The sequence below is a fragment of the Cytophagaceae bacterium genome (genome assembly GCA_016722655.1).
GTDB lineage: Bacteria > Bacteroidota > Bacteroidia > Cytophagales > Spirosomataceae > Leadbetterella.
The window spans coordinates 519,744-534,036 of sequence record JADKIR010000004.1 but is presented as its reverse complement, the minus strand read 5'-3'; the positions used below and the strand labels follow the sequence as shown (position 1 = coordinate 534,036).

The window sequence follows — 14,293 nt, the reverse complement described above, 5'->3', positions numbered from 1 at the left end:
AAGTTATAACAGTTAAAATTACTGGATAAAACCTACCATTTTTTAACAAAGTCACCCCTTGAAAAATATTTCTCCACAAAACAATACATCAGAATAAAGAAGTATCGGCTACCCATTTCCCTGATTTTTAATTTTGATTCTCCATATTTCCGGTTGGTCCACGAATTAGGCACTACAGTGTAGCTAAAGCCCCTTATAATGGCTTTAAGTGGTAACTCGATGGTGAGATTAAAATGAGGAGACAAAAAAGGCTTTAATCCCTCAATAGTGTGTTTTTTGTATAACTTAAAAGCATTGGTAGTGTCATTGTAATTAATGTTCATCACAGTTCTGATGATGGCATTGGCGACGCGGTTTATTATTTTTTTCAGAAAAGGATAATCAATTGTTTTTCCCCCTTTCATAAATCTGCTACCAAACACGCAGTCAAAGTTTCCTTGTACCATGGTGTCATAAAACTTGATCAGATCGTGTGGCGAATCAGACAAGTCGGCCATCATAACTGCCACACAATCGCCTGAAAACCGCTCCAGGCCATACCTTACAGCATAGCCAAAGCCATTGGGGCCGGTATTGGTCACAAATCTGACCGATGGATGAACGGCCGCCAAAGATTCCAGTACCTCGAGGGTATTGTCTTTAGAATTATCATTGACCACGAGAATTTCGTGTTCGATTTTTCTGTCAGAGAGAACTTTAACGAGTTCGTTTATGGTTTCACTTACTGATTCAGCCTCATTATAGGCCGGGATTACAATGCTTAATTTCACCTAATTCTAGTGTTTTGCTAAACTGCTTTTGCTGCGAGAAAATCTGTTCAAGGATATCTCTGAGGTTATACTTGTACGACCATCCTGGGTAATGGCTTTTGAATTTAGAAACATCTGAAACATACCAGATATGGTCGCCGATACGGTTATCTTCAGAGTAAGAGTAATTCATTTTATTGCCTGTGATTTCCTCACATATTTCTATTGCTTCGGTCATTGAGCAGTTTGAATGCCTGCTACCTCCGGCATTATATACCTCGCCCTGGCGTGGGTTCATGTAAAAATGATAGAACATATTGACGAGGTCATAAGAGTGTATATTGTCTCTGACCTGCTTTCCTTTGTAGCCAAATACGGTATAATGATTGCCAGTAACAGCACATTTCATCAGATATGAAAGAAAACCATGCAGCTGGGTGCCTGAGTGATTGGGACCGGTTAAGCAACCGCCCCGGAATATCCCGACATTCATCCCGAAATATTTGCCATATTCCTGAGCCAACACATCAGCAGCAACCTTTGATGCACCAAAAAGTGAGTGCTTGGAGTTGTCAATCGACATGCTTTCGTCAATACCTTCTTTGAAATAAGGATGGTTTACATCGATTTCCCATCTTTTTTCAAGCTCAACCAACGGCAGATAATTGGGGGTGTCGCCGTAAACTTTGTTGGTTGAAGTAAAAATAAACACTGCCTCCGGACTGTTAAGGCGGGTTAGCTCCAGCATGTTCAGTGTTCCGTTGGCATTTATCGTGAAGTCGGTATGAGGTTCTTTAGCGGCCCAGTCGTGGCTGGGTTGGGCAGCGGTATGGATCACCAGTTTGATATCAGCACCATATTCTTTAAAAACCGACTGTAAGGCTTCATAGTTACGAATATCAATTGAATAGTGCTTGTAGTTGTTGATGGTTTCTTCCAGTTCGTTTTTACTTCTTTCAGTTGAGGCGTCTTTTCCAAAAAAATAGGCCCTCTGGTCGTTGTCAATGCCTACGATCAAATCCATTTTTTCTGAAAAAAAACGTACAGATTCACTGCCAATCAGACCCGCTGAACCCGTTACTATTGCAACTTTCATATTTTACTTTAAGATGTTTATTAATTGTTGTTCATTGGTTTTAATCCACTGAAAAATATCAGCAAATATATTTTCGGCGGTCTTTTTGGGTTTCCAACCGATTTCTGTTTCTATTTTGGAATTGTCGGTAATATAGATTCTGAGGTCAGCGGGGCGGTTTTCTATTTCAGAGCCTATCGAAATTTTATTGCCTGAGATTTCTTCACAGATACGGGTCATTTCCAGCAGCGAAACACTCGAACCCAGCCCTCCACCGGCATTGAATACCTTTCCGTTAAATTTTTCGATATTATGAATCTGAAAATCAATAAGCTCGATGAGATCTTCGACATGAAGAATATCACGCACTTGCTTGCCCAGTCCGCCATAGCCAATGTATTTCAGTGATTGCTTCCAGAAGTGCTTGGCCATCCAGAGGGTTACTACTCCCTGATCTGTTTTGCCCATTTGTCTTGGGCCTGCTATTACGCCAAATCGGGTAATGGCAGACTGCATATCGTAAAAAGAGGAATACTCTTTGATAAAAAGTTCAGAGGCCAGTTTTGTGGTGCCATAAAATGACCGGGCTCCCGATAAGTCGAGTTCTTCAGAAATACCTTTTGACGAGATTCCTTTTACCAATTGTTCGTCAGAAAAAGAGAAGCGGGTAGGATCTTCTGTAAATGCCGCATTTTCTATGGTCTCGATAGGGTAAACCCGGCTCGTCGACAAAAATATGAGTTTTGCCTTGTGCTTTAAGCAGGCATTGAAACAGTTTATCGATCCATACAGATTATTGTTAATCACATAACTGGGGTCAGAATTCAGGCCTGAAAGTACCGAAGGTTCGGCAGAAGCTTCAATCAAAACGTCAAAACCTGCTACGGCGTTGATATCTTCCATGTTTCTGATATCACCGTGAATAAACGCTATATCTCTCTCTTTGAAATCAGCCAGATTGAGCTCGGAGCCTCTGCGTTTTAGATTGTCAAACGCTATGATTTTGTAATTTGGATATTTTTCCTTGAGTTTTATACAAAGAGAAGAGCCTATGAAACCTGCACCACCGGTTACTAAAATAGTCATTTATCGCTAAGATTATCGTTGTTTCCCAGACATTTCTGTTAGAAACCCGCTTTAGTTTTTCAACCCAAACATCCCGCAAAATTATCATTATTGATTATGAATTACAAACTAATTGCAGAATTAATTGAGTCGGCAATTTGGCTCATAATTACAGCCATGAGAGGCTTTTTTTGAAAAAATCATCAAATAATCTTTAGTTAAGCCATAATCAGACTTTTCCTTTAAGCTGCTGCATCCTGAGCTGGGCCACATCGGCCTGGATACTCTGAATAGTATTGTAAAGTAAATCTGAAATAGGCTGGTCGGTAGGGTTGAGGCTCGCTACAAAACTCCATAGTTCAAATACTTCTTCGGGTTTGATTTGATAGGGTACATAGGTTTTGTTGTCAGAGTGCAGGTGAATGGTGCCATCTTCCTCAATTTTATTATAAAGCCGCTTGTACACAAGCCCATCGTTTTGAGTGAGTACCACATAGGTTTTCCCGTCTTTGATGTCGGTCAGATCTTCCACATATTTCCCGATTACATAGGCTCCGGTTTCGAGCGGGGGCATGGAGTCTCCTTTGATGGGAAAGCCCCTAAACTTACCCACATCGGTAAATGGGAGCGATATACGTGGTAGATTTTGTATATATTCCTCATCGCTGTACCCCTGGAGGTATCCGGCTGAGGCTCTTATGGGTACCAGCTCTACCAGGTCTCTTCCTTCGCCATCTACCATCACGGGGAACAATATGCGGTTACCCCCGATTTTGAGCAGATCACGCAAGTCTTTTACTTTGGTCAGGTCTATTTTAAGTAAAGAATCTACCGATACATTAAAATACTCCGAGAGCCTCACTATGAGGTCTATTGGTGGCTCGGCACGGTGTTCTTCCCAGGAGCTCAGTCGTGAGCGTGTGATGTCGAGGTCATTGGCCAAGGCCTCCTGTGAGATTCCTCTCAGGTGACGCAGGTGGGCAATATTTTTACTTATCTTTTTCATAAAATGCTGTTTTCAAAATAATCATCAAGTAAATTTAGGAGCTCCTTGGCCGGTTACTGGAAAGCAAATTCAAATCTTATTTGCCCGAAATTCTTACCATTTCTAAGAGATATGCCTTGCTCTTATTTTATAACTTGCTAAAATATATACCATAAAATTGGTGAAAATATTAGTAATCGTCAAGAAAATCTTTCTTATTTTTTTAATTTGCTAAAAAATTTGGCTTATTGATTTTTTAAAAGTCATTGAGTCTGGACTCCTGAATAAGAAATCTTTGCTGCTATTATTGGTCATTTCTGTTTTATATATGTCAAAAAAATACCATAATCAGCCATCAATATTACAATCCTCCTGCAGGAAATTTGATTATTTTTGAATCAAAAATCTAATCGTTCGACCGGATAAATGAATCTTAACCTGACGGCCAAGGAAAAAAACACATACGATGCCATAGTGGTGGGCTCGGGAATAAGCGGAGGCTGGGCAGCCAAAGAACTCTGCGAAAAAGGACTAAAAGTGCTCATGCTCGAAAGAGGGAGGGACATTAAGCATATAGAAGACTATAAACATGCTATGCAGTCGCCATGGGAGCTCGATCACCACGGCCGACTTACCAATGAACTCAAACAGAAATTCCCTGTTCAATCAATTGAAGGAAGCTACCCTATTACCGAAGCCAATCAGGAATTTTGGTTACCTGAAGATGTGAGCCCATACCTCAGTGAAAAACCCTTTGACTGGTATCGCGGAGCAGGAGTAGGAGGGAAGTCGTTGCTTTGGGGCCGGCAGGTGTATCGCTGGAGTGATTTCGATTTTGAGGCCAATGCCCGTGACGGTGTGGGAACTGACTGGCCCATCAGATACAAAGACCTGGAGCCCTGGTATGCTTATGTAGAGAAGTTTATAGGGGTGAGTGGTAGTTATGAAAACATTCCGCACATACCTGACAGTGTTTTTCAGCCTGCAATGGACCTAAACTGTGTAGAGGAGGATTTTAAAACCAAAATTCATGCAAAATATGGTCGCGAAAGGTTGGTGACCATTGGCAGAGTGGCACATATCACCAAGGCTACTGAAGAACAGACGGCTTTGGGCAGAGCATCATGTCAGCATCGTAATGCTTGTTCCTCGGGTTGTCCGTTCGGAGCGTATTTTAGTACACAATCGGCCACATTGCCTGCTGCAACGAAGACCGGTAACCTTACACTCAGGTCAGATGCGGTGGTGTCCAGGGTGATTTATGATGAAAAAAAGCAAAAAGCCACCGGCGTGGAGGTGATAAATGCGAACACCAAAGAGTCGGTAGAATATTATGCTAAAGTCATATTTTTGACGGCCTCCACTATTGGTAGTACGCATATTATGCTCAATTCGGTGTCGGGTCGGTTTCCTAAAGGCCTTGGAAATGATAGTGATCAATTGGGTCGCAATCTGATGGACCATCATTCACGTGTAGGAGCCAATGCTCTCGTGGAGGGTTTTACTGACAAGTATTACTTTGGTCGTCGGGCCAACGGTATTTTTGTGCCCCGTTATCGCAATATTGGAACTGACAAGCGTAACTATATCCGTGGATTTGACTATCAGGGTGGTGCAAGCCGGAGTGGTTGGAGCCGGGGTTTTCAGGCTGATGTTTTTGGAAAGGAACTCAAGCAGATGGCTACCGAACCGGGAGAATGGAGCATCAATCTGAGTTCATTTGGGGAGTGTCTGCCTTATGAAGACAACCGCATGTATCTGCATGCCGATGAAAAAGACCAGTTTGGAATGCCAAAGATAGTTTTTGATGCCGAAATTAAAGAAAACGAGCACAAAATGAGGATAGATATGGCCAATGATGCCGCAGAAATGCTCGAAGCTGCCGGATACAAAAATGTAAAATCTTACAAAAAAGAAGATTTTCATCTCGGATTGTCAAAGCATGAAATGGGTACTGCCCGCATGGGCCTGGATGCCAAAACTTCGGTGCTCAACGCTAATAATCAGGTGTGGGGTTGTGAAAATGTATATGTGACCGACGGTGCCGCCATGGCTTCTTCTAACTGTGTGAACCCGTCACTTACTTACATGGCCCTCACTGCCCGTGCGTGTGCCCATGCGGTGGCTGAGCTAAAAAAACTCAACCTTTAGAGAATAGCTTTTCGTATTGGTCTTTGTCAAAACCTACCGCCACTATTTTTTGGTCTTCTATTACCGGGCGTTTTATTACCGATGGGTTGCTCATTAGTACAGGAATGGCCGTTTCAATGCTTTCCAGGTCGCTTTTCTGTTGTTCATCCAATCCGCGGTAAGTGGTTCCTTTTTTGTTAACAAGCGTACTCAATGGAATCTGTTGCAACCACTCCTCCAGTTTATCCCGGCTGATTCCGTTTTTTTTATAGTCATGAAAAAGGTATTCTATGCCATAATTGCCGATTGTATCCCGTGATTTTTTTACTGTGTCGCAATTGGGTATGCCGTAAATGGTAAGCATGTTTTATATTTTTTTTGCAAAAATAGAGCATTTTTATATGTTTTGCTTTTTGAGAAAACAATCTATTGTAGTTTGTTGATTAAAAAAAAAGAATGTGGACCGCCCAAAAAATCTGATTAACGCAACATTAACAAGGCATTATTTGTAAGTAAGCGTTTATTTTTCAATTTTTGTGATTCTGTTTTTTCAAAATATTTGATTTACAATTTGTTTCGTGATATTTATATGAAAAAGTCTTTTCTGCAGGTTATTAAGTTTTTTGTGGTTTTCGGAATGGTTTCGCTCAGCAGCTGTCACAGCCAGACTCAAAAAAAAGTCGAAAGTGTAGTTATTGACAAAACCAAAGTGACCTGGAACCCTAGCATTGATGATGCCCTGGCCCAAGCTAAAGCACAAGGTAAAATACTTTTTGTGGAGTGTTTTTCACCCACCTGTCCTGTTTGCCAGAGTATGGAGCCTTTTTTTAAAAAACCGGAAGTGGCCACAAAATTCAATACTGACTTTATCAATTATAAGCTCGATGTGGGTAATGCAGAGCAAGTTAAGTTTCTCAACGCCAGGAATATTTGGTTGCCTAGTTTCCCGCAATTTTTATTTTTTGACTCGGAAGGTACGTTGGTGCATCAGGCAGAGGTGACCCCTGATGTTAAATCATTTTTAAGTGCTGCTGAAATGGCACAAAACCCTGATAAACGTGCCGGAAATTATAAAAAACGCTTTGATGGAGGAGAAAGGTCGTTCGATTTACTTGTGCAGTATGCCGCCTTTTGCAGGCTAACCAAAGATACTTTATCCAATATTTCTGCTGCCAATGAGCTGTTTAAACTGTACCCCAAAAATGAATTGGGAACCGAAGCCAGTTGGAAAATTACCAAAAAATGCGTTTCAGATATTGATAATGGATTTGCGACTTATTGGTTTAACCATGTGCCACAGGCAGCGGCTTTTGAAGTAAAAGAAGGTCATGCTGGTAATGAGAATAATATTTTAGGAACAATAGTTCAAACTTCTTTATTTAGTGCCAAAGGAAAACAGTATGGAACTGCCAAACTTGCAATGGTTAAAGATTATATGGTAAAATCGGGTGCCGGTCAATATGTAGATGGGGTTACCTGGGAACTGGAATCACTGGCTTTGATAAGAGAAGGTAAAGCTCCTCAATCATTGGTGGTAGGTGACAAAATGTCGAGAAAGTATGAGGGAAATGGCCAGGCTCAGGTTTATATTACCAGTTTATTTAACAAAAATTATCCTGATAAAGCCTACGTTGCAAAAGCAAAAGCCTGGATGGCAAAAGCCAAAGCCTCTATTAAGGATGAGAAATTGATGGCAGAGTATTATTATGAATCAGCCAGGTTAAATAAAAATGCCGGCGATATACCTCAGGCCAAAGCCGATGCCACTCAAGCAAGAAATCTGGCCGTCAAGTATCAAATGGACCTTGTTAAATATAATGAGCTTGTAAGTTCATTGTGATTAATTTATTGAAATACAGCAAAATATATTCTTTTTTTTGCAAAATGAGAGTTTATGGCATTCAGACTGAAACTAAATATTAGAGGGCAACTCACCCTTCAGTTTTTGATGCTGGTGGGATTCCTGTTTATGTTTTTTTCGGTAAGTATATATTTTTTTAGTAAGCTATATCTTGAAAAACGATTTTATAAAAAACTGCAGGACAGAGCCATCACAACTTCGGCTCTGTTTTTTGATTTTCAAGCCAATAATAAAGCCATAAGGAAAATTGTAGAAAATACTGAAAAAGAATATCTTACACAGGAAATCATTTCAATAATCGACATCAAACGTGATCTATTTGTGTTTTCTACAAGTTTCAGAAATGAAGAATTTCACAGGCTTTTGCTCAAAAAAATAGATTCATTGCAAACTTTTGGGACTTCCAACCTGGGAGCCTATAAAATGGCGTTTCTTAAAATAAAAGATTCATCAGGCGATTATTGGGTTTTGGTAAGTGCTAAAGACACCGTAGGTGCCGAAGCATTGGACGATCTCAGAAAAATCCTGCTCATAATGCTGTTGGTGGCTTTGCTTTTGATAGGTTTTATGGGGTGGTATCTTGCCAATAGTGCGTTTTCGCCTATATCTGGGATAATTAATCAACTGGGAAGGATTTTCCCCAAAAATATTTCCAAACGCATAGAACTCTCCAACTTTGAAGATGAAATAGGTCAATTGGCCAGTACCATAAATCAATTGTTAGAAAGAGTCGAAAACTCAGTTTTTACCCAAAAAATGTTTGTCGCAAATATTTCTCATGAGTTAAAAAATCCACTGACCAAGATATTTACCCAGATCGAATTGTTGGAAATGAAATATAAAGACAATGCAGAATTGTATCCACAAATTAAAGGGTTACGGGAAGATACCCTAAAACTCAATCACCTTACACAATCGATTTTACAGTTGGCCAATGTATTTTCTGATGAGTCTGCTCTTCCAATGCAGAAAATCAGAATAGATGAATTGCTTTTTGATTCCATCTCAGATTATAAAAAATGGAATCCTGAAAACCAGGTTGAAGTAGGATGGGAGCAAGTGCCGGAAGATGATAATTTGCTTATTATCAATGGCAATGATGATGCTCTGAAAGTGGTTTTTAAAAATCTGATTGATAATGCCTGTAAGTTTTCTGATAATCATAAGGCCAGAATTTTAATTAATCCACAAACTGAATGTGTACAAATTAGTGTCAATAACAGAGGCATTCAAATTCCTGCCGATGAGTCAGAAAAAGTGTTCCAACCATTTTTTAGATCCAACGCAACTGCTAAAGGAAAGATTGGGCACGGTGTCGGACTTGCAATTGTTAAGCAAATAGTTGATTTGCACAAAGGTAAACTGACCGTTGAGCCAATTGTGGATGGCAATAGTTTTATTCTTCTATTTTATCATAATTGATGATAAATATTTCAAAATACTGATAATTAAATACTTAAAAATTTTATTGATTTTTATTAACTAAAATTTTAAGCTAAATTTAATTTGTCCTTAAGTCTGATTTAATACAAAAGAGTGAAGTTTGTGCCAAACAAAACGAGAATATTTTCATTATGGAACAACAATCATCAAATAATTCAAACACACTTAAAATTGGTGTAGTGGTATTATTGGGAGCACTGGGACTTTTGGGTTATCTATATTACGGTTCACAAACTGAGAATGAAGATTTGCAAAAATTATTGACTGGCAAAGTTGACGAACTATCTTCTACCAAAGTAAAACTTGATTCTATTAGCAGATCTCTTGATGCCAAAATAGCCGAGGTGCAATCACTTGGGGGTAGCGTGGAAGAACTCCAAAAAATCAAAGCACAATTGGAAAATGATAAAAAGAAACTTAGAGCAGATTCAAATTTTTCTTCTAAGAAATATGAAGGGAAAATTAAGGAATACGAAACTTTCCTTGCCGAAAAAGAAGTTGAGCTTCAGAAGTTGAGAGAAGAAAACGGCATTTTGACTAACCAAAATCAAATGCTTCAAACTGAAAAGCAGACTGTTATTGCAGAAAACAGTGGCTTGAAATCTACAAAAGATTCGTTGAATCGTACTTTGAGCGATGTTAGTGCTAAAAATGAAGATTTGAAACAAAAAATAAATGTTGGCTCAGCTTTAAAAGCAGTTAAAGTAACCGTGGTAGCATTGAGCAGCAGAGGAAAAGAGCGGTCAGGAGAGGTTAAAAACAAAAAAATTGACCAACTGAAAGTTTCATATATTTTGCCATCAAATCCGCTTACAGCTACGAACAATAAAGATGTTTATTTGAGATTGCTTGATCCCAATGGTGGTGTAATCAACGACATGAACAAGGGTGGAGTATTGAAATATAACAATCAGGAGATTGGCTATAGCATGAAACAAGCCGTGCTTTATTCCAATAATGATCAGGCAGTAGATATGTATTACAAAAAAGACCAGGCTCTTAAGTCAGGTACTTATTCAATAGAATTATATTCTGAAGGCTTCAAAATCGGAACAGGGAGCTTTTTGGTAAAATAAAAAGATCATAATGGTTTATAGGGTTATATTGGATTCCTGCATTGACATTCAGTGCAGGAATTTTCATTTTTTAGATTTGCCGGTTAAAATTTTATTCTTCTGAAATTATTAGATTTTGCATTTCGGTTCGTATCCCATTATTTTCAAACAAAAAGGTTTAAATACTTCAATAGGTTTTTATTTAACTAAAATTTAGGAAAATCACCTGATTAAAAGAGAACTATAGTTCTGATATTCAACTCTCTTCTATACATTCAAAATTGTTTTCCGTCTATAATCTGAGTAATTCATTGATTTGGATTTTTTTTATTACATAATTTTCTTCAGTTCTATAATTTCTTGGGAAATCTTAAGAAAAAACAATAAAAATTAGAAAAAATACCATAAAATAAATTTAAATGTGTCAAATCTACACAAATAATAAATGTGTAATATCGGAAAAAATAAAATTATATTTTGCATGTAATTAAGAAAGTTATCGAAAATGTTGATTGACAACAAAAAAGAATATTATTTATTAAAAAAAAAAAAAATTTCAATAAATATTTAAAAAAATATTGCGTTTTCATTTTTTATCTCTAATCTTGCACTATTCTAATAAAAAATAAACTTTTTTTTAACAATTAACCTTAAGTTCTATGAAAGGAAAATTCTATTTGAGATCTTTTCTGATGCTTATGCTTGGGCTTGTAGTGAGCCTTCAGATGACATTTGCACAGGGAAGAAAAGTTAGTGGAAAGGTGACCGACGCAGCCGATGGTTCCGGCGTACCGGGAGCATCTGTTACCATTAAAGGTACTACCAGAGGTGCAGCTACAGATGCCAGTGGTAACTTCTCTCTTGATGTTCGGGGTGCAGGAGATGTTTTAGTCGTAAGTTTTGTAGGTTACAAAACAGAAGAAATCACAGTAGGTGCTCAGACAGTAATCAATGTAACATTGACTTCTGATGCTGCTTCACTTGAAGAAGTTGTAGTAACAGGATATTCTGTTGACAAAAGAAAAGAATCAACTGGTGCTGTTGCCATTGTAAAACCAAAAGATTTGACAGTTGTGCCTTCTTCCAGTATTGATCAGCAGCTTCAAGGTCGTGTTGCTGGTGTTAATGTAGTAACAACCAGTCAGCCGGGTTCAGGTTCTCAAGTAAGGATCAGAGGATTTGGTGCATTTGGTGGTAACGAACCACTTATAGTTGTGGATGGATTGCCAGTAGGTGATGTTAACTTCCTTAATCCTGAAGACGTTGAAACTGTTACAGTGTTGAAAGATGCCTCTGCAGCTTCAATCTATGGAGCAAGAGCTGCCAACGGTGTAATTATCTATACTACCAAAAAAGGGAAAAAAGGTACAGGGAAATTAAACATTTCTTATGACGGTGTATTTGGTGCTACAGATCCGGGTGAAGGACAACAAATGATGAATCCACAAGATCAGGCTACCTGGACATGGAATGCATTACGTAATTCTGGTTCTCCATTGTCACATCCGCAGTATGGTTCGGGTGCAACTCCAATTTTGCCAGATTATTTAAAGGTTGGTAACAGAAACGGTGTTGTTGGAACCATCGATTTGGCTGCAGAAAAAGCCAAATATAACATTACAGGACCAACAATTGGCGATTTCTATCAAGTAATCAAAGCCAATAAAGAAGGAACTGACTGGTATAAAGAATTGACTCAAACTGGTACTATTAGCCGTCATACTCTTGGATTTTCAGGTGGTGGTCAAGGTTCAAGATTCTATGTAGGTTTATCGAGCCAAAAGCAGCAAGGTATTTTACCTAGCCAGTCGGCCACAAGATATGCTTTCAGAGTTAATACTGAATTTGATATTTTGAAAAACCTTAGAATCGGTGAAAACTTGCAGGTTACTTATCTTTCAATTAATGGAAGAAACGGTGGAAATAACGGTTTGGAAAGTTCGCAGTTGGAAAATGATATCTTGGGAGCATTCAGATCTCCAACAATTATTCCGGTTCGTGATGAATTTGGGGGATGGGCAGGTACTACTGCTATTGGTTTTGGCCAGGGTTCTAATCCTGTAGCAAATCAGCAACATAATAAACTCAATAAAAACTTTAATGCAATTGGTACCGGCAATTTATATATTGAATGGGATCCAATCAAAGATTTGACATTAAGATCGTCTATAGGTGGTAATTATAATAACTTCTATGGTTGGGGTTATGGACGACCAATATATGAAACTCTGGAAAATAAAGGAGTTGTATGGTCGTATAATGAAAATGGTGGATTTAGAATGGGGTGGACATTTACAAATACTGCTACCTATAAAAAGAAATTTGGAATCCATAACATTGAAGTTTTAGTGGGACAAGAAGCTCTAAATACAGGTGCCGGTAAAAATATGGCGGCCAATGGTAGAGATCCTTTTGCAGGTGATTTGGATTATATTACTATTTCAACTTTGAATACTTTAAATCCTGCCACCAGTACTAAAGATAATGGCATTAACTTTTTATCTTATTTTGGTAGAGCCATTTACAACCTTCATGACAAATATTATTTGACTGGAGTTTTAAGAAGAGATGGTTCTTCAAGATTTGGTTCTGAGTCAAGATTTGGTATTTTCCCAGCTTTCTCTGCTGCATGGAGAATTTCTGAAGAGTCATTTATGAAAGATCTTCCTTGGGTAACTGATCTTAAAATCAGGGGAGGTTATGGTACAATGGGTAACTCTAACAACGTAGACCCAGGTAACCAATTTAGCCTTTATGCTCAAAATTTGGGTAATTCGGTTTATGATATTAGTGGAACCAACGGTGGGATTGCTCCTGGATATACTCAAACAAGAATTGGTAACCCAGGTGCGAAATGGGAAACTTCTGTAACTCAAAATATTGGTTTTGATGGTACTTTCTTAAAAAGCCGTTTAGAAATTGTTTTTGACTTATGGAGAAAAAATACCAAAGATCTATTGTATAGACTTCCGATTACTCAAACCGCTGGTGAGGCAACTCCACCATTTGTAAACGTGGGTACTATGTTAAATGAGGGTGTTGATGTTCAGGTGATTACACGTGGTAATCTTGTAAAAGATGTTAAATATGAATTAGATCTTACTGCAAGTTTCCTTCATAATGAAATCACAGAAATTGGTGGTGGACTTACATATCTTCAGGATGTTAACCCTGGCTTTAGAGGAGTTAACCCAGTTAGAAACCAATTGGGATTATCACTTTCTTCGTTTTATGGATACAAAGTACAAGGTTTGTTCCAGTCAGCTGACGAAATCAAATCTGCTCCAACTCAGGACGGTGCTGGTGTAGGTAGATTCCGTTATATGGATTTAAATGGTAGAGATGCTAAAGGTCAATTAACTGGAAAACCAGATGGTAAAATTGATGCAGATGACCGTACTTATTTAGGTTCACCTGTTCCTAAATTTACAGGCGGTTTGAACTTCAGATTGAGCTATAAAAACTTTGACTTGGTTAGTTATTTCTATACTTCTATTGGAAATAAAATCTTTAATATATCTAAAAGATTTACAGATTTCTATCCATTGTTTGCCGGTTCTGCTATCTCAGAAAGAGTTAAAGATTCATGGACTCCTGAAAACAGAGATACAAATATTCCAATTTTTGAGGCCAATGACGGATTCAGTACAGGTTCACAATCAAGTGACTTCTACGTTGAAGATGGCTCTTATTTAAGATTCCAAAATCTTACTATAGGTTATAACCTTCCAACCAATGTTGTAGAAAAACTTAAACTTGGAAGAGTAAGAGCAAGTGCATCAGTAAACAATCTGTTTACTGTAACAAAATATGGTGGACTTGACCCACAAGTGGCAGGAGCAGCTGATACTAACTTTGGTATTGATTTGGGTAACTTCCCAATGACCCGTCAGATTACATTTGGCTTGAATGTCGGTTTTTAATCCTTTA

General features: G+C 38.3%; 10 protein-coding genes. 5 read left to right on the top strand and 5 right to left on the bottom strand.

Annotated features, from left to right (window positions below; all coding sequences use genetic code 11):
• Positions 1-32 precede the first annotated feature (32 nt).
• From IPP61_02925 to IPP61_02910, 4 genes are all read right to left on the bottom strand, one after another.
• Positions 33-770: a glycosyltransferase family 2 protein gene (locus IPP61_02925; protein MBL0324126.1), complete on the bottom strand. Its 738-nt coding sequence runs from the start codon at positions 768-770 to the stop codon at positions 33-35.
• A complete protein-coding gene (locus tag IPP61_02920; protein ID MBL0324125.1) occupies positions 739-1,845 on the bottom strand; it encodes an NAD-dependent epimerase/dehydratase family protein in 1,107 nt (368 codons plus the stop codon). The genes IPP61_02925 and IPP61_02920 overlap by 32 nt, the downstream gene beginning before the upstream one ends.
• Before the next feature lie 3 nt (positions 1,846-1,848).
• Positions 1,849-2,910, bottom strand: a complete 1,062-nt coding sequence (locus IPP61_02915; GenBank protein MBL0324124.1) for an NAD-dependent epimerase/dehydratase family protein — start codon at positions 2,908-2,910, stop codon at positions 1,849-1,851.
• 208 nt (positions 2,911-3,118) lie between these two features.
• Complete coding sequence (locus tag IPP61_02910) at positions 3,119-3,895, bottom strand: LexA family transcriptional regulator (protein ID MBL0324123.1); 777 nt, start codon at positions 3,893-3,895, stop codon at positions 3,119-3,121.
• Positions 3,896-4,300: 405 nt separating this feature from the next.
• Here IPP61_02910 and IPP61_02905 point away from each other — a divergent pair, with 405 nt between their 5' ends.
• Positions 4,301-6,025: a GMC family oxidoreductase gene (locus tag IPP61_02905; GenBank protein MBL0324122.1), complete on the top strand. Its 1,725-nt coding sequence runs from the start codon at positions 4,301-4,303 to the stop codon at positions 6,023-6,025.
• On the opposite strand, the gene IPP61_02900 is transcribed toward IPP61_02905, so the two are convergent.
• Complete coding sequence (locus IPP61_02900) at positions 6,015-6,368, bottom strand: arsenate reductase (protein MBL0324121.1); 354 nt, start codon at positions 6,366-6,368, stop codon at positions 6,015-6,017. The genes IPP61_02905 and IPP61_02900 overlap by 11 nt on opposite strands.
• 225 nt (positions 6,369-6,593) lie before the next feature.
• On the opposite strand from IPP61_02900, the gene IPP61_02895 reads away from it, so the two are divergent.
• The 4 genes from IPP61_02895 (at position 6,594) to IPP61_02880 (ending at position 14,286) form a co-directional block, all read left to right on the top strand.
• Complete coding sequence (locus tag IPP61_02895; protein MBL0324120.1) at positions 6,594-7,844, top strand: thioredoxin family protein; 1,251 nt, start codon at positions 6,594-6,596, stop codon at positions 7,842-7,844.
• Between the two features lie 54 nt (positions 7,845-7,898).
• Positions 7,899-9,287, top strand: coding sequence for a GHKL domain-containing protein (locus tag IPP61_02890; protein MBL0324119.1), 1,389 nt, complete (start codon positions 7,899-7,901; stop codon positions 9,285-9,287).
• 152 nt (positions 9,288-9,439) lie between these two features.
• Complete coding sequence (locus tag IPP61_02885) at positions 9,440-10,384, top strand: hypothetical protein (GenBank protein ID MBL0324118.1); 945 nt, start codon at positions 9,440-9,442, stop codon at positions 10,382-10,384.
• 638 nt (positions 10,385-11,022) lie between these two features.
• Positions 11,023-14,286 carry a TonB-dependent receptor gene (locus IPP61_02880; protein MBL0324117.1) on the top strand — a complete coding sequence of 1,088 codons (3,264 nt, stop codon included), beginning with the start codon at positions 11,023-11,025 and terminating at the stop codon, positions 14,284-14,286.
• The last annotated feature ends 7 nt before the right edge of the window (positions 14,287-14,293 follow it).